Consider the following 23,238-nt stretch of genomic DNA (forward strand, 5'->3'; position numbering starts at 1 on the left):
CGAACCGATCGATGAGACGCCTGGCCCTCCGGACAAGTTGGTCACAACTACATCACTACCGACATCACCCCGCCGTCCCGCCAAATCCGAAGAGGTTGGTAGTGGCCCCCACCCGGGTCAGCCCGGGAGCCTTTCGCAACACGCCGTCCTTGACCAGCCGCAGCGGCGACGTGGGCGGCTTCGGCGCCTCCCCGCTCGTCTGGACGATCCGCAGGGCCAGCGCCGGGCACATCTCGACCGCCCGCCGCGCGTCCTTGACCATCCACCCCGGCACGTTCCGGAACGACGGGAACCCGTAGTCGTCCAGGTCCACGAACTCCGGCAGCAGGTGCGCGCACAGGCCGTGCCCCTGGCAGCGGGTCCAGTCCACCTCCAGCCGGTACTCGGGCTCCACCTCCGGCTCCGGCATCGGCAGCACGCCGCGCACCGGACGGCCGCACGAGCCGTGCTCCAGGTGGAGTGCGATCTCGCTCTCGAACGCGTCCAGCGCCGACAACACGAACTTGGCCGTGCCGTCAGGGTGGAAGCACGCGCCACGCCGCTCGACCGCCCGCACGCACCGGCGCACGGCGTCCACGGAGCCGGTGCCCTCGGCGATCGCGCACAGGGCACGCGCCACGTCGGGCAGCCCCAGACGGCAGGGACCGCACTGCCCGGCCGACTCCGCGGCCAGGTACGAGGCCACCCTGGCCGCCTCGCCCAGCGGACAGGTGCCGTCGCCGAGCGGCACGATGATCCCCGCGCCCAGCGTGGCGCCGGCCAGCTTCATGCCCTCCCGCGAGATCACCGCCGACCCGGCCACCTCGGCCGACAACCACGCGCCGTGGTAGCCGCCGACCAGCACGCCGTCCCCGGCCTCGGCCTCGCACAGGGCGAGCACGTCGGCCAGCAGCACGCCGGTCGGCGCCTCGATCACCGCGCCGTTGGCCGCGCCGCCGCTCACCGTGAGCAGGATCGTGCCGGGCTCCTTGCTGGTGCCCACCTCGGCGTACTTCTGCGGGCCGTACTCGGCCAGCAGCGCGAACTGGGCAAAGGTCTCGGTGTTGGACAGCAGGGTCGGCAGCCCGTCCACGCCGCTCGTCGCGGCCCGCCGCTTCCTGCCCGGCGGGATGGCCTCCTCGCCGTTCACGCCGCGGACGAGCGCACCGCCCTCCCCGCTGATGAACCTCTCCGCCAGCCCGACCACCCGGATCGGGATGCGGCTCTCCGAACCGCCCGACACGTTCGCGGCCCGGCGCTCGGCCACGGCCGCCGCCACGGACGACTCGGCCACCTCGCCCTCGACCGTGGCCACGACCACCTCGCGGGCGCCCAGCGCCTCCGCCGCCAGGATGGCGCCGTCCAGCACGAGGTGCGGGGTGCGGGTGAGCAGCATGGCGTCCTTGGAGCTGGCCGGCTCGCCCTCGGCGCCGTTGACCAGCACCACGCTCTCGCCCGTGCCCGCCGCGTCGGCCACGGCCCGCAGCTTGCGGGCGAACGGGAAGGCGGCGCCGCCCCGTCCGCGCATGTCGACCTCGTTCACCATGGAGATGAGCTCGGCCAGTTCGCGCGGCCGCGGCTCGCCGTGCAGCGTCCGGTGCGCGGGCAGGTCCAGCCGCCGGCAGTGGTCGAGCCCGGCGGTCAGCCGCGCCGGGCCCATCCGGAGCACGCGCGGCACCCGGTGCGGGATCACGACCGGCTCCCCGGGGTCGCGCGGCGCGGGCTCATCCGGCCTCCCGGTACCTGCGCCGGGCGTCGGCCAGGCTCACCGGCGCGTCGGCCGCCGCCGCTGTGGCTGCCGCTGTGGCCGCGGCCGTCGCCCGCGGCCGCTCGACGGGCACGTCCGCCGCCACCCCGGCCGTCACGGCTGGCGCCTCGACCCTCTCCGGTACGACGGGCGGCCTGCGCAACGTGGCCAGCACCCGAACGATCAACGCGGACCCGACCGCGGCCAGGCACGCCACGTACGACCAGGCCACCCAGCCGGCCGGCGACCGGCCCGCCGTCAGCCCGTGCATGATCGCGATGGGCCAGGCCAGGTAGGCGGCCGAGTGCAGCAGCCGCCACAACCACGGCGTGCCCCGCACGGCGAAGCGGCCCCTGAGCATCCCCGTGGCCACCGCCACGACCATCAGGTCGAAGGCGAGCGCGCCGAACCCCACGTAGACCCCGGCGACCGGCACGATCGCCGCGCCCGGCGGCGCGTGTCCCAAGCTGATCATCAGGACGATGTGCGTGACCAGGTAGGCGAGCCCGATGAGGGCGGTGGCGCGGTGCGCGAGCTGGGCCCTGACCCGGTTGGGCGGGGACAGGAACACGCGTTCGGTGGTGACCAGGCCGAGCGCGACCGTCGCGGTCAGCAGCACCAGGGCGAACACGCCCGCGTAGAACTCTAGGAAACTCACTCCTCGGCCGAGCAGCGCGACGCCGCGTTCTGTCCTGGCCAGCGCGAGCACCGACAACAGGACGGCCGTCAACGAGGCGCTCGCCCCCAGCCGGACATTCCTTGTGTCCAGCTTGGTGGGGGCGTGCCGGGGGTGTCGTCTGTGGAGCATCTATTTCCCTCCAAGGTCGGGTGAGGGTACGACTCGGAAGGCTGATGGGGACGTGTCAGCAGCGGCGACCCCGGTTGATGCACGAGACGACGAACTGCATCAGCCGTTCGGGCATGACGTTGGCGAAGTCCGCGTGGTCGGTGACCGGGTTGTGCTTCTGTTCAGGGAACGCGTCCACGGCGAACGACGGACCCTGTGGAACCGTGTAGGCGAGGAGCATGCGCAGTTGCGGAATCGCCCTGGTGCCTTGCGGACAAGCGCCGTTCTGCCCGGCGAAGACCACGTGCGTGCGGTGATTGGCGCTGTCGGTGTTCTGACCGTCCCAGCAGCTGGGGAAATCCAGAATACGAAGAACCTGACTTCCGCGCGGGCAAAGCGGATATTTATCGGGACTTATGCGATTTGTGAATCCTGTGCAGCTCCAGCGGGCTCGGGCGTTCGCGGCGCCGTTCGTCCCCGCCTTGGCGTCGCCGGTGATCAGGCGCAGGAACCTCGGCATCGCGACGACCCTGGAGGTCGCGTTGCCCCGGAACTGCAGGCTCACCGTGCCGGCGCGGATCACCCGGCCCACGTTGCCGTCGGGGTCCTGGACGTTCGCGTCCACTTTGCGGTCGCGCAGAACTGGCCAGAAGTAAGTGGATTTATCCCCTAGGCGGCAGGTGGTTCCGGCGGCGGCCAAACTCTCGTCGGTGGAGAAGCCGTCCGTGGACAGGTTGCCGACGTAGTCGTGCAGGTGGTGGGCGCCGTTGCTGACGCCGGGGGCCACGATGAAGTTGTCGGGGTTGTTGTGACCGTTGCGGTTGGTGCCGCATTGGGCGACGAACGTGCCACGTGAGCCGTTCCGTCCGATGCCGGCGTCGAGCCGCAGGGGCTGGACCTGGCGGATGTCCACGAAGTCCGTGACGAAGGGACCGAGGTCCTTGCAGTCGTCGTCCTGGGAGGCCGTGGGGGAGGGGGAGGCGGTCCGGGTCGGCCGGCCACGCCGGTCCTGCGACTGGTCGCCGGGGTCCTGCGGGTCCTGAGGGTTCTGGGGGTCCTGGGGATCCTGCGGGTTCTGGGGATCCTGGGGGTCCTGGGGGTCCTGGGGGTCGCGCGGGTTCTGGGGGTCCTGGGGAGCGGCCGTGGGGGTGTGGGGGGAACGGTCGCGGCGGAACAGGGCGTCGCCGGAGTCCTCCGGCTCCGGCGACCGCGCCGGGTCGCGCAGCACGATCCCGCCGCCCTGCACCTGCCGATCCCCGCCCCGCCCCTGCCGGTCCGGCGCCTGCTGATCCGGTCTTTGCTGGTCAGGGAACTGCTGGTCGGGCGCCTGCTGATCCGGTGCTTGCTGGTCCGGGTTCTGCTGGTCGGGTGCTTGCTGGTCCGGGTCCTGCTGGTCAGGGGCCTGCTGGTCGGGGGCGCGGTCGCGCTGGCGGCGGCCGTCGTCCTGGCTCGCCTGGGCCGGGTCGCAGTGGTCGGCCCGCGCCGGCGCCACGCCGATGACGGCGGCGGACACCAGGCCGCCCGCCGCCACGGCAAGAGCGGTCATGGCCGCGGCCATGCGCCCGGTTCTCATGGTTGTCAGCCGTTGCATGGTGGGAGGTACGCGGGCTTACACCATCAGGTTCACCCATGACCGGAGATAGTTAGAAATAACTGGAGTTATCGGAGTGGCTGCCGGACCGATAACGAAGGTGTAAAGATGTGCCCCGTGCTAGGTCACCTCGACGGCAGGTTCGAGAGTGCGGATGCCGAGGCGGAACATCGCATCGCGGTGCTCTACCAGGAGTTCGGCGGCCCTCTGCTGCGCCACGTACGCAAATCGACCGGAAACGATCTGCAATGGGCCGAGGACGTCGTACAGGAGACCCTGGTCAGGGCCTGGCGAAACTCGGCAAGACTGCAATGGGAACCGAGCCTTTTATGGGCGTGGCTGCTGACAGTGGCCCGCCGCATCGTCATCGACGGACGCCGACGGAAGAGCGCCCGGCCTCACGAGGTCGAGCCGCCCGAAGTCGACCAGATGTCGGTGCCGGACGGCTCCGAGCGCGCCCTGTCGGCGATCGTCGTCGCCGACGCGCTGCGCAGCCTGTCCGCCGAACACCGCGAAGTCATTGAGCAGACCTACCTCCGAGACCGTACGATAAGTGAAGCGGCGGAGATTCTGGGGATTCCGCCGGGCACGGTGAAGTCCCGGCTCTACTACGGGATCCGGGCTCTCCGCGAACAGCTGCGTGACAAGGGGGTAGCCGGCTGATGCACGACGGGGTGGCCGCCTACGTCCTCGGCGTCCTCGACGAAGAGGAGCACGAGGCGTTCGAACGCCACCTCGACGCGTGCGAGCGGTGCCAGGCCGAGCTCCTGGAGCTGGCCGAGCTTCCCGACCGGCTCGACGACCTCAAGACCGCCCCCTCGGCCTCCGGCGACGATCCCCCCATGTCGATGTCACGTTGACGTCTATGCCCTTTTCGGGTGATATCGGTACGGCGAGGCACACGCCCGGAATCAGGGCCGGGCGTTCAGGGGGAGGTGTTCGGTGGGCATCGACGGTGATGCGCCCGTTCCCCCCGCGCCGGCGGTCCGGCGAGGAAGGCGACCAGGTGTCGCCCATCTCCGCGGACGTACCCGTCTGCACTACTTCCCCTCGCTATGGGAACTAAGAGCCTGGCTATGAACAGTCATGGCAAACCCTCACAAAGGAGTGAGAGCGAAATGCCGCTCGACGAGGCCAAGGATGAGCTGCTGCAAAGAGCCGCGGAGAGTTGCGCGGTCGGCAGCGAGCACATGAGCGCGGAGGAGGCCCTCTCCTTCCTGCGGTTCTACTACCGCCATGTCGCACCCGAGGACCTGCTCGACCGCAACCCCGTCGACGTGTACGGCCCGGCGATGTCCCAGCGGCAGCTCGCCGAGGTACGCCCCCAGGGCCGGGCCGTGGTCCGCGCCTACACCCCCACGCTGGAGGAGAACGGCTGGGACCCCGGGCACTCGGTCGTCGAGGTGGTCACCGACGACATGCCGTTCCTCGTCGACTCGGTCACCATGGAGCTCGACCGGCAGGACATCGGCACCCACCTCGTGGTCCACCCCCAGATGCGGGTGCGCCGCGACATGACGGGCCGGATGCTCGGCCGCGGCCAGGAGGACGTCACCGGCCAGATGCTGGTGGAGTCGTGGATCCACATCGAGATCGACCGCCAGGCCGACCCTGCGGTGCTCAGGCGCGTCGAGGCCGACCTGCAGCGGGTGCTCGCCGACGTGCGGTACGCGGTCGAGGACTTCAGGAAGATGCGGGCCCTGGCCGTCCAGACGGCCGAAGACCTGAGCATGAACCCGCCGCCGCTGGAGCCCGCTGAGGTCGAGGACAGCCTCGACCTGCTGCGCTGGCTCGCCGACGGGCACTTCACGTTCCTCGGCTACCGCGAGTACCGGCTGGAGCACACCGACCAGGGCGAGATGCTGAAGGCCCTGCCCGGCGCCGCGCTCGGCATCCTGCGCGACGACAAGGTGGGCTCCGACAGCTTCTCCGCGCTGCCCGCGGAGGTGCGCGCCAAGGCCCGCGAGAAGCAGCTCGTGATCATCACCAAGGCCAACAGCCGGGCCACCGTCCACCGCGCGACCTACCTCGACTACATCGGGGTCAAGCTGTTCTCGCCCGAGGGCGAGGTGATCGGAGAGCGTCGTTTCCTCGGCCTGCTCACGCACGTGGCCTACAACGAGTCGATCTCCAGGATCCCCGTGCTGCGGCGCAAGCTGGCCGAGGTGCTCAACGCCGCCGGCCACGCGCCCGACAGCCACGACGGCAAGGACCTGATCGAGATCCTGGAGACGTTCCCGCGCGACGAGCTGTTCCAGACCTCGGTCGCCCAGCTCCTGCCGATCGCGCTCGGCGTGCTGCGGCTGCGCGAGCGCAAGCAGGTCAAGCTCTTCCTGCGGCGCGACGACTACGGCCGCTACATCTCCTGCCTGATCTACCTGCCCCGCGACCGCTACACCACCAAGGTGCGGCTGAAGATGCAGGAGGTGCTGCTCAAGGCGCTCGGCGGCAGGTCGCTCGACTACAGCGCGATGATCGGCGAGTCCGTGCTGGCCCGGCTGCACGTGGTCGTGCGCGGCGAGCGCGGCAAGCAGCTCCCCGCCCCGAGCGTCGACGTGGAGGAGCTGGAGGCGCGTCTGGCCGCGCTCACCCGCTCCTGGGAGGACGACCTGGCCGCCGCCCTCGACGAGATGACCTCCGAGGAGGAGGCCCCCGCGCTGGCCAGGAGGTACGTCTCCGCCTTCCCCGAGGGGTACAAGGCCGACTTCCCGCCCAAGGTCGCCGTGGTCGACCTGCGCCGCCTGGAGCAGCTCGTCGCCGACGGCGAGGAGGTGGCGATCAACCTCTACGAGCCGTACGACGCCGCCGAGGGCGAGCGGCGGCTGAAGATCTACAAGGTCGGCTCGCCGATCTCCCTGTCGGAGGCGCTGCCCCTGATCCAGCGGCTCGGCGTCGAGGTCGTGGACGAGCGGCCGTACGAGATCGACCGGGACGGCGACGCGAGCACCAAGAACGCCTGGATCTACGACTTCGGCTTGCGCTACACCCCCTCGGACGAGGTGGACAGGAACGACTTCAAGCGACTCTTCCAGGACGGCCTGAGCGCCCTGTGGCAGGGCCGGGTCCAGGCCGACAACTTCAACGCCCTCATCCTGCGGGCCGGCCTGACCTGGGAGCAGGTCGAGATCCTGCGGGTCTACGCCAAGTACCTGCGGCAGGCCGGCAGCACGTTCTCGCAGCTCTACATGGAACGCGTGCTGCTGGGCAACGTGCGGCTGGCCCGGCTGCTGGTCCGCCTGTTCGAGGCCAAGCTCGACCCGAGGCGCGGCGACGACGTGCGGGTCGACCTCGTGGACGCGCTCAACGAGGAGATCCTGGGCGCCCTCGACGAGGTGGCCTCCCTCGACGAGGACCGCATCCTGCGGGCCTACCTGGAGATGATCCAGGCGACCCTGCGCACCAACTACTTCCAGACGGTCGACGGGCAGCGCAAGCCGTACATCTCGCTGAAGGTCGACCCGCAGGCGATCAGCGTGCTGCCGCTGCCGCGGCCGAAGTACGAGATCTTCGTGTACTCGCCCCGCGTCGAGGGCGTGCACCTGCGCTTCGGCAAGGTCGCCCGCGGCGGCCTGCGCTGGTCCGACCGCATGGAGGACTTCAGGACGGAGATCCTCGGCCTGGTCAAGGCGCAGATGGTGAAGAACACCGTCATCGTGCCCACCGGGTCCAAGGGCGGGTTCGTGGTGAAGCAGCCGCCCGCGTCCGGCGCCCGCGAGGACGTGCTGGCCGAGGGCGTGGCCTGCTACCGGATGTTCATCTCCGGCTTGCTCGACATCACCGACAACCTGGTGGACGGCAAGGTCGTGCCGCCGGCCGACGTGGTCAGGCACGACGGCGACGACACCTACCTCGTCGTCGCCGCCGACAAGGGCACCGCCACCTTCTCCGACATCGCCAACAGCGTGGCCAAGGAGTACGGCTTCTGGCTCGGCGACGCCTTCGCCTCCGGCGGCTCGGTCGGCTACGACCACAAGGCCATGGGCATCACCGCCCGCGGCGCCTGGGAGTCGGTCAAGTACCACTTCCGCACCATGGGCGTGGACGTGCAGACCACCGACTTCACCGTGGCCGGCATCGGCGACATGTCCGGCGACGTCTTCGGCAACGGCATGCTGCTCTCCCAGCACATCCGGCTGGTGGCCGCCTTCGACCACCGGCACGTCTTCATCGACCCGACGCCCGACGCGGCCCGCTCGTTCGCCGAGCGGCAGCGCCTGTTCGACCTGCCGCGCAGCTCCTGGGACGACTACGACCCCTCGCTGATCTCCGCCGGCGGCGGCGTGTTCCCGCGTACGGCCAAGTCGATCCAGATCACCCCGCAGATGCGCGAGGCGCTGGGCATCGAGGCGGGCGTCAGCTCGCTGGCCCCCAACGACCTGATCAGCGCCATCCTGCGGGCCCCCGTCGACCTGCTGTGGAACGGCGGCATCGGCACCTACGTCAAGGCCGGCTCGGAGTCCCACGCCGACGTCGGCGACAAGGCCAACGACACGCTCCGGGTGAACGCCGGCGACCTGCGCTGCAAGGTCATCGGCGAGGGCGGCAACCTGGGCTTCACCCAGCTCGCCCGCATCGAGTTCGCCCTGAACGGCGGCCTGGTCAACACCGACTTCATCGACAACTCGGCCGGCGTGGACACCTCCGACCACGAGGTGAACATCAAGATCCTGCTCGACCAGGTCGTGCGCGACGGCGAGCTGACCGACAAGCAGCGCAACCAGGTCTTCACGTCGATGACCGACGAGGTCGCCGAGCTGGTGCTGCGCGACAACCACGCCCAGAACGTGGTGCTCGACGCGACCCGCGCCCAGGCGGTCGAGATGCTCCACATCCACGCCCGCTACCTGCGCAAGCTCGAACGCGACGGGCTGGTCAACCGGGAGCTGGAGTTCCTGCCCTCGGACAAGACGCTGGCCGAGCGGCGGCAGGCCAGGCTCGGGCTGACCGCGCCGGAGTTCTCGGTCCTGCTGGCCTACACCAAGCTGGTGGCCGACGCCGAGGTGCTGGGCTCCGACCTGCCCGACGACCCGTACCTGGCGTCGTGGCTGGTGTCGTACTTCCCGTCGGCCCTGCGCGAGCGGTTCCGGACGTACATGGACGCCCACCCGCTGCGGCGCGAGATCATCACGACCTGCGTGGTGAACGAGCTGGTCAACGCCATGGGCACCACGTTCATGTTCCGCTTCGCGGAGGAGACCGGCGCGTCCACGTCCGACATCGTGCGGGCGTACCTGGTGGCGCGGGAGGTCTTCGACCTGCCGAGCTTCTACCGGGCCGTGGAGGCGCTGGACAACGAGGTCGACACCGCCACGCAGATCGCCATGCTGCTGGAGGCCCGCAAGCTGGTCGAGCGCGGCACCCGCTGGCTGCTGGTCAACCGGCGTCCGCCGCTCGACCTGGCCGGGTCGGTCGGCTTCTTCCTCAAGGGCGTCAACGGGCTGTCCGCGCACATCCCCAAGCTGCTCACCGGGCCCGACCTGGCCGCGTACGAGGAGCGCCGCGACTCCTTCGTGGCCCGCGGGGTGCCGCAGGAGCTGGCCGAGCGGGTGGCCGCGATGGTGCCCGCGTACTCGACGCTGGACCTGGTCGAGGTGGCGTCCGTGACGGGCCGTCCGGTGAACGAGGTGGCGGAGGTCTACTTCGACCTGGCCGACCGCCTGCAGCTGGCCCGTCTGCGCGAACGCGTCATCGCCCTGCCCAGGGACAACCGGTGGAACTCCATCGCCCGCTCGGCGCTGCGCGACGACCTGTACGCCGCGCACGCCTCGCTGACCCGTGACGTGCTGGCCCACAGCACGTCCGGGTTGCCGCCCGAGGAGCGGCTGGCCCGGTGGACCGACGGCAACTCGGCCGCCGTGGGACGCGCCCGCCAGACGCTGTCGGAGATCTGGGAGAGCGACCACTTCGACCTGGCGACGCTCTCGGTGGCCCTGCGCGCGATCCGCACGCTGGTGGCCGCCAGCAACCTGCCTCACACGGAGGCGTAGGAACCGCCCGGAGGGGCCCTCACTCGCCGCTGGCGCGGGTGAGGGCTCCGTCGTGGGCGACGACCCGGGCGGCGGCCGGGGCCGACAGCGGGGGCACCGCCGTGGCGTACTGGTGGACCTCGGTGAGCTTGAGGCTGCGGCGCACCGACGAGGTCGAGATGGCCCAGCCCGCCTCCGGCGGCACCGGGATGATGTAGGTGTTGTTGGCGACGGTGCGGGTCGAGGTGTTGCGCGACAGCGAGTACTGGATCAGCGCGCCGCCGTCGGCCGTGCGCAGCGCGTAGACCGGCCAGTTGTCGGCGCTGAAGATCGAGTCGTAGCTGAACCCGTCCTTCTTGGCCTTCTCGCGGTCGGCGGCGATCTGCCTGGCCACCTCCGTCGTGTACGGCCCGTCGGCGAGCAGGCCCGCCGTCACCCCGGCCGACCCGGTCTCGGCCACGCTGGCGTGCACCGGGCCCATGTACTGGGGGCTGATCGTGACGGTCTTGTCGTCGGGCGTCAGCGCCGTGGCGTAGCCGTCGGCGTCGAGCCGCACCCGCGGCAGCTCCTGGCCCGGCAGCAGTTGCGCGGCCGAGCTGAGCAGCCAGTCGTCGCCGCTCTTGGCGAACGTCAGCAGCGTCGGCTGCCCGTTGCGGGTGGCCAGCGCGCTGAACCAGGGCGCCCGCTCGCCCTGGGCGAACCTGGGCACGTAGAGGGTGGGCGAGCCCCAGGAGTAGCGCGGCGGGCGGTCGCCGGTGGACTCGAAGGCGGCCTGCGTGAGCGCCAGCTGACCGTCGCGGACCAGGTCGGTGCCGAGGAACAGCCGCCCCGTCACGGGGCTCTCCACGCGCAGCACGTCGTCGGTGGGCAGGATCTCGGCGACCGCCTCGGCCGCCTCCTGACGCGTGACGGCGGGCGGCGGCGCGCTGGGCGAGGGGCTCGCCGCGCCGGTGGCGCCCGCCTTTCCCTGGGTCACCGCCGGGGACGTCTGAGCAGGGCCTGTGCACGCGGTCGCCGCGGCCAGCACGCCGACGGCGAGCGCCAGCATCTTCCCCCGACCGTATGCACGCACCTCGCCATGTTATTCGTGCACGCGAGGGTCGCGTACCCTAGGGAGACGTGGCAGGCATCGATCCGGCAGAAGAGATCAACGAGCTCGCGAACACGCTCCGCAGCATCCAGGACGTGCTCGACCTCGACGCGATGCGCAAGCAGATCGAGGAGCTGGAGCAGCAGGTTGCCGCCCCAGACTTGTGGGACGACCCCGAGCAGGCGCAGAAGGTCACCAGCAAGCTCTCCCACCTCCAGGGCGAGCTCAACCGCGTCGAGGGCGTCGCGCGCCGTCTCGACGACCTGAAGGTGCTCTACGAGCTCGCGGCCGAGGAAGGCGACGACGACACGCGCCTCGAGGCCGACAAGGAGCTGGAGACGCTCAAGACCGACATCGGCGCCCTTGAGGTGCGCACGCTCCTGTCGGGCGAGTACGACGCCCGCGAGGCGCTCGTCACCATCAACTCCCAGGCCGGTGGCGTCGACGCCGCCGACTGGGCCGAGATGCTGCTGCGCATGTACCTGCGGTGGGCCGAGCGCAAGGGCTACTCCACCGAGGTCTACGACACCTCCTACGCGGAGGAGGCCGGCATCAAGTCGGCCACGTTCACCATCAAGGCCCCCTACGCCTACGGCACGCTGCGCGGCGAGCACGGCACCCACCGGCTGGTCCGCATCAGCCCGTTCGACAACCAGGGCCGCCGCCAGACCTCGTTCGCGGGCGTCGACATCGTGCCGGTCGTCGAGCAGACCGACCACATCGACATCAACGAGGACGACCTGCGGGTCGACGTCTACCGGTCCTCGGGCCCCGGCGGGCAGGGCGTCAACACCACCGACTCGGCGGTGCGCATCACCCACCTGCCCACCGGCATCGTGGTCTCCTGCCAGAACGAGCGCTCCCAGCTCCAGAACCGCGCCTCGGCCATGAACGTGCTCCAGGCCAAGCTGCTGGAGCGCAAGCGGCAGGAGGAGGCGGAGAAGATGTCGGAGCTGCGTGGCGCGACCACCACGTCATGGGGCACGCAGATCCGCAACTACGTGCTGCACCCGTACCAGATCGTGAAGGACCTGCGCACGGGCACGGAGGCGGGCAACCCGTCGGCGGTGCTCGACGGCGACCTCGACGGGTTCATCGAGTCGGAGATCCGCTGGATGCGCAGGGCGGAGTCAGGCGCCACCGACTAGGTGCCTGAGCACCAGCGTCGCGAAGAGCAGCACGAGGAGCAGGACGACGACGAGGGCGGGTGACAGTCCGGCGAAGCCGTGACTGTGCATCCGCTCCCTGTTGGCTCGGCAGAGGGGGCAGCGGCCCTCGATCACGGGGTGGGCGCACTGCGCGCATACGAGGTGTTCACAACTCATGACAGCCCCAAGTCTAGCCGCACAATCGTTTTGTTTCCGTTATGGACGTTCCATGCCAGTCTTCCCCCTAGACTGTCGTCTGGCCAATCGGAACGTCGATCATCAGTAAAGACGGCGCCCCCGATCGGCCGGCGGCGGGAAATGGGCATGTGCCACCCTCGCTTCCGTCCTGACCCCTAGACTGGCATGCCGTGATGCTCTCGTGATCCATTTCGATAATGTCACCAAGGTCTACGCGAACCAGAACCGGCCCGCTCTCGACCACGTCTCCGTCGACGTGGACAAGGGCGAGTTCGTGTTCCTCGTCGGCCCTTCGGGGTCAGGCAAGTCCACGTTCCTGCGTCTGGTCCTGAAGGAGGAGCGGCCCAACTCCGGGGCGATCCACGTCGCCGGCAAGGATCTGGCCCGCCTCTCCAACTTCAAGGTGCCTCACCTGCGCCGCCGCATCGGCTGCGTCTTCCAGGACTTCAGGTTGCTCCCGAACAAGAACGTCTACGAGAACGTGGCGTTCGCCCTAGAGGTGATCGGCAAGCCCAGGCGGTTCATCCGCAAGGTCGTGCCCGAGGTCATCGAGCTGGTCGGCCTGGAGGGCAAGGCCCATCGCATGCCCGACGAGCTGTCCGGCGGCGAGCAGCAGCGTGTCGCCATGGCCCGCGCGTTCGTCAACCGGCCGATGATCCTGCTGGCCGACGAGCCCACGGGCAACATCGACCCCGCGACGAGCATCGGCATCATGAAGGTGCTCGACCGCATCAACCGAACTGGCACCACGGTCGTCATGGCCACGCACGACGCGGCCATCGTGGACTCCATGCGCAAACGCGTCGTCGAGCTGGAGGACGGGAAGATCGTCCGTGACCAGTCGCGTGGCGTGTACGGCCAGGCGTACTGACAGGGAGCGGCAGACACAACATGCGGGCGAACTTCATCTTCTCCGAGGTCTGGATCGGCCTCCGTCGCAACCTGACCATGACGATCGCGGTCGTCATCACCGTGGCAGTCGGCATGGCGATGCTGGGCGTCGGCCTGATGATCAACGCCCAGGTCTCCATGCTCAAGTCGTTCTGGTTCGACAAGGTCGAGATCTCGGTCTTCCTGTGCACCAAGGGCACCGCGATCCCCGAGTGCAACGGCAAGGCCGTCACGCCGGCCCAGACCAAGGCGTTGAAGACCCGTCTTGAGAGCCTCCAGGGCGTCAAGGAGGTCTTCTACGAGGACCAGAGCACGGCGTACGAGAACTTCAAGACGGCCTACCAGGCCAGCCCGACGCTCGTCCAGGCCACCAGAGTCGAGGACATGCCGCAGTCGTTCCGCGTGAAGCTGGTCGATCCCGACAACTACCAGCCGGTGATCGACGCCGTGAAGGGCCAGCCGGGCGTGTCCCAGGTGATGGACCACAAGCAGCTCATCGGCAAGTTCTTCGACCTGCTCGACAAGCTGTCCTTCTACGCGCTGGCCGTCGCCATCGTCCTGGTGCTGGCCGCGGCGCTGCTGATCGGCAACACGGTCCGGTTGTCGGCGTTCAACCGGCGCCGGGAGACGGGGATCATGCGCCTGGTGGGCGCCTCCAACCTCTACATCCAGCTGCCGTTCGTCATGGAGGGCGTGATCGCCGGTCTGATCGGCGGCGTCTTCGCGGCCATCATCCTGATCGTGACGAAGGTCCTGCTGTTCGAGGAGATCGCCGGCTACTTCGGCAGCGGCATGGCCCAGCTCGGCTGGGACGCGGTGGCCCAGACCATCACGCTCACCATGGCCATCGGCGTCGTGATCTGTGTGCTGGCCTCGTTCGTGACGCTCCGCCGATACCTCAGGGTGTGAGGAATCGCCGGTAAGGTCGAAGCATGCCACGTGAGACCGGGCGGAAGGTCATCGCCCAGAACAAGCGGGCCCGGCACGACTACCACCTTGAGGACACCTTCGAGGCGGGGCTCGTGCTCCAGGGCACGGAGGTGAAGTCGCTCCGCGAGGGCCGCGCCTCGCTCGTCGACGGCTACGCCAGCATCGACGATGGCGAAGCGTGGCTGCTCAACGTGCACATCCCCGAATACATGCAGGGCACGTGGACCAACCACGCCGCCAAGCGCAAGCGCAAGCTGCTGCTGCACCGCAAGGAGATCGAGAAGCTGGCCGCCATGACCAAGGAGGGCGGCCTCACGATCGTCCCCACGGTCCTGTACTTCCAGGACGGCCGGGCCAAGGTCGAGATCGCCGTCGCCCGGGGCAAGAAGGACTGGGACAAGCGGCAGTCGCTGGCCGAGCAGCAGGCCAAGCGGGAGATGGCGCGGGCCCTGCGGCACCGCAACCGATGAGAGCGGCGGCACTCTAACCGATGACACGCGCGCGCCGCACCCTTGCCGCGACCGTCACCCTGGCGGTCGCGAGCATGACGCTGACCGGCTGCTTCGAGGAGTCCTCGCCGCACGACGCGGTGCGCGACTTCCTCGTGGGCTGGCAGTCCGAGGACTACGCCCTGGCCGCGGGCCGCACCGACGGCGACCCCGCCAAGGTGGGCAAGGCCCTGGCCAACGCCAAGCTGGAGCTCGACGCGGCCTCGTTCCGCTTCAAGATCAAGAGCGTGAGCGTGACCGGCGAGGAGTCCAAGGCCGACTTCCGCGCCGAGGTCGACCTGGGCGAGAACACCCCGCTCTGGGCGTACGACGGCTCGCTGCCGCTGCACCTGGTCGACGGCAGGTGGAAGGTGCGCTGGTCGCCGTCGGTGCTGCACCCGCAGCTCAAGGAGGGCCAGCGGTTCGCGGTCGAGACCAACCCCAAGCCGCGCCAGCCCGTGGTCGACCGGACCGACGACCCCCTGCAGAACGAGCTCTACGTCTACGTCGTGGGCGTGGTGCCGTCCGCGCTGGGCAACCGGGCCGAGGAGGTCGTGGCCAAGCTGTCGGCGATCACCGGCTACGCCCAGGACCGGCTGCTGAGCCGGATCAGGTCCTCGCCGCCCGACAAGTTCGTGCCGCTGGTCACGTTCGGGCGCTCGCGTTACCTGTCGATGAAGTCGAAGCTGGCCGGCATCTCCGGCATCCAGACCGACCCGCAGCCGCAGCCCATCGACCCGGCCGCCCCCAAGCAGATCGTCGGCAAGGTCAGCGCCCTCACCCCCGAGGACGAGCAGAAGCTCGGCGGCCCCCAGCGGGCCGGCGACTCGATCGGCCAGAGCGGCCTGCAGCAGGCGTACCAGGACTATCTGACCGGCTCCACCGAGACGAGGGTGATCACCCTCGATCTCAAGACCGGCCGGCAGGTGGCCAAGCTGCAGGAGTGGCCGGGCCGCCAGAACGTCTCGGTCAAGACCACGATCGACAGCCGCGCCCAGGCGGCGGCCGAGCGGGCGGTGGCCGAGACGGCCACCAGCGCGCTGGTGGCCGTGCAGCGCGACACCGGCGAGATCCTGGCGGTCGGCACCAGCGGGCTCAACCAGGAGAAGGACGCGCTGGCGGGCAGATTCCCGGCAGGCACGGCCTTCTCGATCGTGGCGGCCGACGCGCTGATCAAAAGCGGCGTCAGCACCAAGCAGCGGCTGGCCTGCCCGGCCGAGCGCACGGTGGGCGGCGCCAAGTTCGTGCACGCCAGCCAGACCGCCGGGGTCACGTCGTCGGCCACGTTCCAGGACAACTTCGCCAAGGGCTGCGTGACCGCGCTGGCCTCGCTGGCCCGCCGGGCCAGCGCCGGCGGCCTGGCCGCGAGCGCCAAGGACTTCGGCATCGGCCAGCCGTGGCGGCTGCCGCTGAAGTCGTTCAGCGGGGCGATGCCCGAGTTGTCCAGCGACGCCGACAAGGCCCGGGCCATCGCCGGCCAGACCGTCGAGGTCAGCCCGCTGTCGATGGCGCTGGTCGCGGCGGCCGTGGGGTCGGGCACCTGGCGGCCGCCGGTGCTCGTGACCGCGCCCACGTCGCCCGATCCGGCGGCGGAGGTCGTCCCGGCCAAGCAGCCGGACGCCGTCCCGATGGATCCGAAGGTGCGCACGGCGCTGACCGCGATGATGCGCGCCGGGGCGGTCGGCAGCCCCGCCCAGGCGGGCCGGGGCAGGGTCTACGGCGTGCGCGCGACGGCGGGCACCCAGGACAAGCCGATGACCTGGTTCGTCGGCTGGCAGGGCGACGTGGCGATCGCCGTCCTGGCCAAGAGCTACGACGCGGCGGCCATAGCGGGCAGCTTCTTCTCGGGCATTCGTGACCCTGCGTGAAAATCTTGTGACGGCGAGCAACCGTTCCGCGTCGCGGCTGCGTCTTACTGAATGACTGGGCCCGCTCGGGGGGTTGCGGACTCAGTCGCCGTGATGAGATCAGGACTTCATCTCGGGGGAAGTCCTGCCGTCCGGACCGGCTCGACCCTGCCGGTCGGCCCCCGGGAGCGCGTGCTGCTGTGCCACGCTCCCGGGGGTTTCGCCATGCTGGAATTAAGTTGGCGTTGGGGGCGTTGTCCCCTGTAGATTCAGTGTTGCTCGTCTCTGTGTGATCAGCGATCAGCGTGAGGCGTGTTGACAACTGCACAGGGGGTGACTGGCTTCGACTTCGATCTTGCAAGCCAGGTGAAGCGGGCCGAGGACTGCGGACATAACCTCGTTAATCCTGTGACCGCAAACCAATAAGTGCCAATTCCAAGCGCACTGAGGTCAGCCAGGGTTCCCTGGCTCTCGCTGCCTAAGTAGCGAAACCTCTGTCAGCCCGGGAGTGCCTTCGGCCCGGTGTCTGGCATCGCTAGAAGGCTCAACCGATCGACCCGGCCACGGGGGAGATCGGGAAATCAAACAGTGGCTGAGCCCGTCGGCGACTCGCCTGCGTGATCGCCGGGGCTGAGAAAAGCACAGCAGGCTGCGCCCGGAGAAGCCCTGACTTGGGATTGAAGGACGCGGGTTCGATTCCCGCCACCTCCACGTGATCAAAAGCCTCCGACCTGCCGATGACCTCGGCGGGTCGGAGGCTTTTCGCTGTCCGGGGGCGTGCGCGTCCACCAGCGTGCGCGTCCACTAGAACGTGCGCAGCCACCGGCGGAGGCGGTCGAGGGGGGTACGCGGCTCCAGCGGGGGCAGCAGGCGGCGCAGCTCGTCGTCGGTGGCCGGGCGGGCGTCGAGGGCGGCCTGGCGCAGCGGCTTCGCGTCCACCCGCAGGCCGCCGAGCACCTGGACGGTCACCGTGCCGCGGCGCACCGCGTAACCGTGCGTGTCCTCGCGGCGGACGTAGGTGAGGCCGGAGCCGGCCGGGGCGCACTTCTCGGCGAGGTAGCAGACGTCGTCGTCGGCCGGGCTCACGGACAACGTGATGTGGACGCTCTGGCCCCCGTTGCCGGTGTGGTCGGAGGGCGTGTAGACCAGGCCCGCCGGGATGCCCGTGAGATGGGGGGTGTAGCCCGGGACGCGCGCCGCGTAGTAGTCGCCGGTCTGCTCCTGGTCGCCCAGTTCGCGGGCGGCGGCCGGACGCAGGCTCCGGGCGGCCGACCGGAGCAGGTCGCGGGGGACGGCGGCGCTCCCCACCACCGTGACGTACCGGCGGCCCACCCGTACCTGGTAGCCGTGCTCGACCGGGCCCTGCCGGTGGACCAGGCCGCCGGGCTCGGCCGTGCAGGGTCCGGCCGGCAGGCCGGCGTCCTGCGCGGTGGGCTGGCCGCACACGGCCGCGCCCGGCAGGAGCCGGTCGTAGGCGACGATCCGGACGTACCGGTCGGGCGGGATGGCGGCCGGGTCCGCCGGGGTGAAGCCGGAGCCGCCCAGCCCGCCGCCGTAGTCCCTGTCGTCGGGACGATAGCCGGGGACGGCGACCACGTACGCGGTCTCCCGGTGGAGGTCGGCCACCGCCAGGCGGGCCGCCAGGTCGTCCGGCGGCTCCTGGCGCAGCACCGCCACGCCCGTCCCCACGAGCGCCACGCTCAGCCCCAGCGCCACCCCCTTGCAGCGCCACCCGCGCAGCAGCGCGCCGGCCACGAGGGCGTAGGGCACCCCGCCCAGCACGGCCGCCAGCAGCATGTCGCGGCTCACCCCGAGGCCGGCGACGTCGGTCACCGCCCAGCCGAGGGCCCAGCCGGCGGTTCCCAGGCCCAGCACGAGCAGCGCCCACAGGAGCCGGCCGCCGCGCGTCGCGCCGAGGACGGACACGCCGCGGGTGGCCCCGATCACGATGACCAGGTAGCCGAGCAGGGCCGCCACGCCCAGTGCGCCGGCGGCGAGGAACATCGCCTCGCTGCCGGCGAACAGCACGGCCAGCAGGACCAGCCACGCCGTCGGCAGGAAGACCGACCCGGCCGCCCAGGCGCCGACGAGCTGGGCCAGGACCAGCAGCGGCCGCAGCGCGACCCCGCCAAGGGGACGGCCGGTCCCGATGTTCGTGCGCACCCCGGTCTCCGTTCCTCGCGGCAGCCTTCGCCGCTGGGTTGGACGACCGTCCAGCGGCGCGGGTTCGGTCAAGGGGACCGTTCGAGGATCGTCTTGATGTGCTGGTTGCGCAGGCTGATGAGGTGGGTCATGTGGCGGCGCAGCACCAACAGCTCGGCCAGGCGGCCCAGGGGGCCGGCGGGGGCGGAGAAGTCGACGACGTCGGTCATGAGGGTGGCGCCCGCGTGCGGGGCCGCCTCGAAGCGGTGTTCGTGCCGCCAGTGGCGGAACGGCCCGGACACCTGCTCGTCCACGAAGTACCCGGGCCGTTCCCAAGCGCTGATCGTCGAGGTCATCCGCCAGGTGAGGCCGAAGTGCCTGGCCTGCCAGGTGACCTGGTCGCCGAGGCCGAGCAGGCCCGTGGTGACGCCCGCGACCGCGCGTTCCGACGAGCCGGCCATGGACGCGGTGTGGGTCTCCACCGACAGCGACGTGTCGAAGAGCACGTCGGGGGGAGCGAAGACCAGGGTCACGGTCTCGAAACGCGCCATGGCGGCATCTTAGGGATCCCCGCGGGCGCGGGGCCGAGGGGGATGGGGTGCCGGCTAGTGGGCGCAGCCGGTGTACTCGTCGAGGCGTCGGAACATGGCGGCCAGCATGAGCGGGAACATCGCGACGTGCGCGAGGAGCATCAGGACGCCGCCGTCGATGACGCCGAGCCAGAGCAGCGGATAGAGCGGCACGATCGGGACGAACATCGCCGCGCACATCTCCAGCGTCGACGGCCAGCGGTGGCCGCGGTAGCGCATCCAGGCCGCCATGCCCACCGACATGTTCACGGCCATGATCAGGTATGCCAGCTCCGGCGACTCCTCGTGGGAGACCGAGAGGCCGACGGCCGACTGGAGGGCGCCGAGCGCGAACATGCCGACGAACATGGCCACGATCATCTCCACGTAGTGGAGGGCGAACTTCGACCAGCGGCGTCCGGCGGCGGAGGGGGTCGCGGGTGCGGGGGGCGTCGGTGTCATGGCTCCGACTGTGGCCGGGCGGGGGAACGGGGACGAGAGGGCGAAGCCGTACATGTCTGGAAACTTGGGTTCTTTGTCTTCCGGACCTACAGTCGTGCCATGGAGTACCGGCGGGTCGTGGTCGTCGCCTACGAGGCGGCCGAGCTGCTCGACATCGCGTGCGTCAGCTCGACGCTGGAGAACGCGAACTGGCACGGCGCCGCACCGTACTACCAGGTACGGCTGGCCACCCCCGGCGGCCACCCCGTGACCACCGCCGGCGCGCTGGTGCTGCAGGCCCAGCTCGCCCTGGAGCGGATCACCGGCCCGCTCGACACGCTCATCGTCTCCGGCGGCACCGGCCACGTGGACGCCGCGGCGAACCCGCTGGTCGTCGGCCATGTCCGCAGGCTGGCGCGGGAGAGCAGGCGGGTCGCGTCGGTGTGCACCGGCGCGTACGTGCTGGCCGCCGCCGGGCTGCTCGACGGCAGGCGCGCCACCACCCACTGGCGGGAGGCGGCCGACATGGCCGCCCGCTACCCGCGCGTCACCGTGGACCCGGCCCCGATCTTCGTCCGCGACGGCGAGGTGGCCACGTCCGCGGGGGTCACCGCCGCGATCGACCTCACGCTCGCGCTGGTCGAGGAGGACAACGGCGCGGAGCTGGCCAGGACGGTGGCCCGCGGCATGGTCACCTACCTGCAGCGGCCGGGCAACCAGGCCCAGATGAGCATGTTCGTCAGCCCGCCGGCGCCCGCCGACGGCCTGGTCAGGCGGGTCGTCGAGCACATCTCCGCCAACCTGGCCGCCGACCTCACGGCGGCCACGCTGGCCGCCGCGGCGGGCGTCAGCGAACGCCATCTCACCCGGCTGTTCCTCCGGCATCTCGGGCAGACGCCGGGCAGGTTCGTGCGGCGGGCCCGTACCGAGGGGGCGGCTCAGCTGCTGGCCTCGACCTCGTTGCCCATGTCCGCGATCGCCGTGCGCTGCGGGTTCGGGACGGCCGAGACGCTGCGCCAGGCGTTCGTGGACCGGTACGGCATCCCGCCCTCCCGCTACCGGCTGACCCAGTCGTCCGCGACCGGTTGATCACCGTTTGTCCCGCCCGAAACGGGCAATACGGGCTAGGGTGTCTGACTTGATCCTTTTCTCGGCATTAGGGTGATCAGCAGATGCGAAAGACGATTGTGCTCATCGGGGCGGCCGTCGTCCTGTCAGGGTGTGGCATGGTGTCCGGCGGGCAGCCGCGGGCCGCCGCCAAGGAGGCGACCACCACCGCCCCCGCGCCGCAGCAGACCGCGCCGCAGCAGACGCCTGCGCAGACGGCGCCGCCGCAGGCGGACGTGGTCGTCGCCACCCGCGAGGCCAAGGTCGGCTCCGGCGACCAGTACGGCAGGGCCCGCGTCGAGATCACCGCACTGAAGCGCCAGGGCAGGACCGTCACCCTCAACTGGACGATCACCGCCGTCGAGGGCAAGGTCAACGTGCACAACGGCCTGGGCGGCGGCGGCTTCGACTACACGGTCTCCAACGTCTCCCTGATCGACCCGGTGAACGCCAAGCGTTACCGCGTCGCCCGCAACGGCACCGCCGCCGACGCCACGTGCGTGTGCTCCGGCACCCAGGGCCAGTTCCTGGAGGCGGGGGAGTCCAGCACGTTGTACGCGGTCTTCGCCGCCCCGCCGCCGGAGGTCACGAAGGTCAACGTCGAGATGCCGATGCTGGGCGTGCTGACCGATGTTCCGCTCTCTTAGCCTGGCGCTGGCCCTCGTCCTGACGCCCACGCCCGCGCCGGTCCCGGCCGACGCCGCCGGCCCGGTGGAGGACCTGGTGCTGCCGGTCGAGGACATCGTCGGCGAGGTCGAGTCCATGGACGGCGCGCAGAGCGAGACCAGGCAGGGCCGCACGGTGACGGTCGCGCTGACCAGCGACGTGCTGTTCGCGCTGGACAAGTGGCGGCTCACGCCCAAGGCCCGCGAACGGCTGGCGGACGTGGCCGCGAAGGTCGAGGCGGAGGGCGCGAGCGGCGTCGTCAGGATCGAGGGGCACACCGACGACCAGGGGAGCGACGCGTACAACCTGGCGTTGTCGCGGCGGCGGGCGCAGGCCGTGCGCGCGGCCCTGGGCCCTTTGCTGGGCGGCGGGAACGTGACCCTCCGGGCCGCCGGATACGGCGAGAGGCGGCCCAAGCTGCCCAACCTGGTCGAGGGCAAGCCGGTGGAACGGAACCGGGCGAAGAACCGGCGCGTGGAGATCGTCTTCACGGCCCGGCAGTGAGGGATCGCTTCGGCGGTGACAGGGCGGCCCGGTCGGGGCGTCACTCGGCCTTGAGCTCGCCGAGGGTCACCGTGACGGTCTGGGTGTCGCCGTCAGGCCGCAGGATCTCCACCTTGACCTGGTCGCCGGGCTTGTAGGCGGTGATCTCCTCCGACAGCGCGGCCATGGTCGTGGTCTTCTTGCCGTTGATCGACAGGATCACGTCACCGGCCCGGATCCCGGCCTTCTCCGCGCCGCCGCCCTTCTCCACGCTCGCCACGCCCACACCGCTCGGCTGCCCGGTGGCGCCGATGACCGTGCTGCCGCGGATGCCGAGCGCGGCCCGGTGGCTGTTGGTGACCTTGCCGTTCTTCACGATCTGGGCCGCGATGTCGGTGGCCGTGTTGCTCGGGATCGCGAACCCGATGCCGGGCGCGGCCCCGCCGCCGAGCTGAGGGTCGGTGGCGGCGAGGGTCGGGATGCCGATGACCTCGCCGGCCAGGTTCACCAGCGCGCCGCCGCTGTTGCCGGGGTTGATCGCGGCGGAGGTCTGGATCGCGCCGCTGATGGTGGCGCCCGGCGACTCGGGGCTCTGGGGCTCGCTGACGGTACGTCCGAGCGCCGAGACGATCCCGTTCGTGACGCTGCCCGACAGGCCCAGCGGGTTGCCCATGGCCAGGACGATCTGGCCCACCCGCAGCTTGCCCGAGTCGCCGAATTTGGCCGGGCGCAGCCCGTCGGGCCGATCGACCTTGATCACCGCCAGGTCGCCGGCGCCGAACGCCTTGACCAGCTTGGCCGGGCGGGGCGCGCCGCCGGTGGCGATCGTGACGTTCATCTCGGTCGCCTCGCCGACCACGTGGGCGTTGGTGACGATGTGACCCGCCGTGTCGTAGACGATGCCGGAGCCGAGGCCCACCTTGGTGTTGATCTGCACGATCGACGGCAGGACGTCCGTGATGACCCGCTCGTATGCGCTCTCCAGCGACTGCGGCGCGCTCCCCGGCGCCTCCGCGGAGGCGGTGGGCGAGCCCGGCGTGGTCGTGGCCGGGCTCGCGGCGGCCGTCGAGGTGGACGCCGGGATGGACGGGGACCGCCCGCAGGCGGTGAGCAGTACGACGGCTGCCAGTCCGGCGACGATCTCCCTCATGGGGAGGTCTCTGCCCAG

The 23,238-nt window shown here is 70.6% G+C and carries 19 protein-coding genes and 1 other RNA gene; 12 read left to right on the top strand and 8 right to left on the bottom strand.

The genetic code is table 11. The features are described 5' to 3' along the window. Positions 1-64: 64 nt before the first annotated feature. Genes AB0J71_RS09630 through AB0J71_RS09640 form a run of 3 tightly spaced genes read right to left on the bottom strand, consistent with a single transcriptional unit; the run spans position 65 to position 4,059 of the window. Positions 65-1,672, bottom strand: a complete 1,608-nt coding sequence (locus AB0J71_RS09630; RefSeq protein WP_352321702.1) for an NADH-ubiquinone oxidoreductase-F iron-sulfur binding region domain-containing protein — start codon at positions 1,670-1,672, stop codon at positions 65-67. A 31-nt stretch (positions 1,673-1,703) separates the two neighbouring features. Then, positions 1,704-2,534 (bottom strand): hypothetical protein, encoded by an 831-nt coding sequence (locus tag AB0J71_RS09635; protein WP_364413583.1) that lies wholly within the window; start codon positions 2,532-2,534, stop codon positions 1,704-1,706. Between the two features lie 55 nt (positions 2,535-2,589). After that, on the bottom strand, positions 2,590-4,059 hold the full coding sequence (locus tag AB0J71_RS09640; RefSeq protein ID WP_364413584.1) for a DUF1996 domain-containing protein: 1,470 nt from the start codon (positions 4,057-4,059) through the stop codon (positions 2,590-2,592). Positions 4,060-4,212: 153 nt separating this feature from the next. On the opposite strand from AB0J71_RS09640, the gene AB0J71_RS09645 reads away from it, so the two are divergent. The 3 genes from AB0J71_RS09645 (at position 4,213) to AB0J71_RS09655 (ending at position 10,091) form a co-directional block, all read left to right on the top strand. Then, on the top strand, positions 4,213-4,767 hold the full coding sequence (locus tag AB0J71_RS09645) for a sigma-70 family RNA polymerase sigma factor (RefSeq protein ID WP_352321706.1): 555 nt from the start codon (positions 4,213-4,215) through the stop codon (positions 4,765-4,767). Next, complete coding sequence (locus AB0J71_RS09650; protein WP_352321708.1) at positions 4,767-4,964, top strand: zf-HC2 domain-containing protein; 198 nt, start codon at positions 4,767-4,769, stop codon at positions 4,962-4,964. Before AB0J71_RS09645 ends, AB0J71_RS09650 begins: the two co-directional genes overlap by 1 nt. 258 nt (positions 4,965-5,222) lie before the next feature. Further along, positions 5,223-10,091 (top strand): NAD-glutamate dehydrogenase, encoded by a 4,869-nt coding sequence (locus AB0J71_RS09655; protein ID WP_352321710.1) that lies wholly within the window; start codon positions 5,223-5,225, stop codon positions 10,089-10,091. Between the two features lie 19 nt (positions 10,092-10,110). On the opposite strand, the gene AB0J71_RS09660 is transcribed toward AB0J71_RS09655, so the two are convergent. Then, positions 10,111-11,142: a hypothetical protein gene (locus tag AB0J71_RS09660; protein WP_352321712.1), complete on the bottom strand. Its 1,032-nt coding sequence runs from the start codon at positions 11,140-11,142 to the stop codon at positions 10,111-10,113. A gap of 47 nt (positions 11,143-11,189) precedes the next feature. On the opposite strand from AB0J71_RS09660, the gene prfB reads away from it, so the two are divergent. The 6 genes from prfB to ssrA all read left to right on the top strand — a co-directional run bounded on the left by prfB (position 11,190) and on the right by ssrA (position 17,376). Beyond that, positions 11,190-12,308 (top strand): peptide chain release factor 2, encoded by a 1,119-nt coding sequence (prfB, locus tag AB0J71_RS09665; protein ID WP_352321713.1) that lies wholly within the window; start codon positions 11,190-11,192, stop codon positions 12,306-12,308. A gap of 379 nt (positions 12,309-12,687) precedes the next feature. After that, positions 12,688-13,377, top strand: a complete 690-nt coding sequence (gene ftsE / locus AB0J71_RS09670) for a cell division ATP-binding protein FtsE (RefSeq protein ID WP_020541427.1) — start codon at positions 12,688-12,690, stop codon at positions 13,375-13,377. A gap of 20 nt (positions 13,378-13,397) precedes the next feature. Further along, positions 13,398-14,306, top strand: a complete 909-nt coding sequence (gene ftsX, locus AB0J71_RS09675) for a permease-like cell division protein FtsX (RefSeq protein ID WP_352321716.1) — start codon at positions 13,398-13,400, stop codon at positions 14,304-14,306. 23 nt (positions 14,307-14,329) lie between these two features. Further along, positions 14,330-14,797, top strand: coding sequence for an SsrA-binding protein SmpB (gene smpB / locus AB0J71_RS09680; RefSeq protein WP_352321717.1), 468 nt, complete (start codon positions 14,330-14,332; stop codon positions 14,795-14,797). 20 nt (positions 14,798-14,817) lie between these two features. Continuing rightward, a complete protein-coding gene (locus AB0J71_RS09685; RefSeq protein WP_364413586.1) occupies positions 14,818-16,683 on the top strand; it encodes a penicillin-binding transpeptidase domain-containing protein in 1,866 nt (621 codons plus the stop codon). Positions 16,684-16,991: 308 nt separating this feature from the next. Beyond that, positions 16,992-17,376, top strand: a transfer-messenger RNA (tmRNA) gene (gene ssrA, locus AB0J71_RS09690). Positions 17,377-17,466: 90 nt separating this feature from the next. Here ssrA and AB0J71_RS09695 read toward each other — a convergent pair. The 3 genes from AB0J71_RS09695 to AB0J71_RS09705 form a co-directional block, all read right to left on the bottom strand. Then, positions 17,467-18,825 (bottom strand): hypothetical protein, encoded by a 1,359-nt coding sequence (locus AB0J71_RS09695; RefSeq protein ID WP_364413588.1) that lies wholly within the window; start codon positions 18,823-18,825, stop codon positions 17,467-17,469. A gap of 68 nt (positions 18,826-18,893) precedes the next feature. Next, on the bottom strand, positions 18,894-19,355 hold the full coding sequence (locus AB0J71_RS09700) for an SRPBCC family protein (RefSeq protein ID WP_352321722.1): 462 nt from the start codon (positions 19,353-19,355) through the stop codon (positions 18,894-18,896). A 54-nt stretch (positions 19,356-19,409) separates the two neighbouring features. Then, positions 19,410-19,835: a hypothetical protein gene (locus tag AB0J71_RS09705; RefSeq protein ID WP_352321724.1), complete on the bottom strand. Its 426-nt coding sequence runs from the start codon at positions 19,833-19,835 to the stop codon at positions 19,410-19,412. Positions 19,836-19,934: 99 nt separating this feature from the next. On the opposite strand from AB0J71_RS09705, the gene AB0J71_RS09710 reads away from it, so the two are divergent. The 3 genes from AB0J71_RS09710 to AB0J71_RS09720 all read left to right on the top strand — a co-directional run bounded on the left by AB0J71_RS09710 (position 19,935) and on the right by AB0J71_RS09720 (position 22,091). Then, positions 19,935-20,903 (top strand): helix-turn-helix domain-containing protein, encoded by a 969-nt coding sequence (locus AB0J71_RS09710; protein WP_364413590.1) that lies wholly within the window; start codon positions 19,935-19,937, stop codon positions 20,901-20,903. An 83-nt stretch (positions 20,904-20,986) separates the two neighbouring features. Next, positions 20,987-21,568 carry a lipoprotein gene (locus AB0J71_RS09715; RefSeq protein ID WP_364413592.1) on the top strand — a complete coding sequence of 194 codons (582 nt, stop codon included), beginning with the start codon at positions 20,987-20,989 and terminating at the stop codon, positions 21,566-21,568. Next, entirely contained in the window at positions 21,552-22,091 is a 540-nt protein-coding gene (locus AB0J71_RS09720; RefSeq protein ID WP_352321729.1) for an OmpA family protein, read from the top strand. The genes AB0J71_RS09715 and AB0J71_RS09720 overlap by 17 nt, the downstream gene beginning before the upstream one ends. 40 nt (positions 22,092-22,131) lie before the next feature. Here the strand turns inward: AB0J71_RS09720 and AB0J71_RS09725 are convergent, their stop codons facing one another. Next, entirely contained in the window at positions 22,132-23,220 is a 1,089-nt protein-coding gene (locus AB0J71_RS09725) for a trypsin-like peptidase domain-containing protein (RefSeq protein ID WP_352321731.1), read from the bottom strand. Positions 23,221-23,238: the final 18 nt, after the last annotated feature.

Origin of the sequence: Nonomuraea sp. NPDC049637 (assembly GCF_040675235.1) — a bacterium.
Taxonomy (GTDB): domain Bacteria; phylum Actinomycetota; class Actinomycetes; order Streptosporangiales; family Streptosporangiaceae; genus Nonomuraea.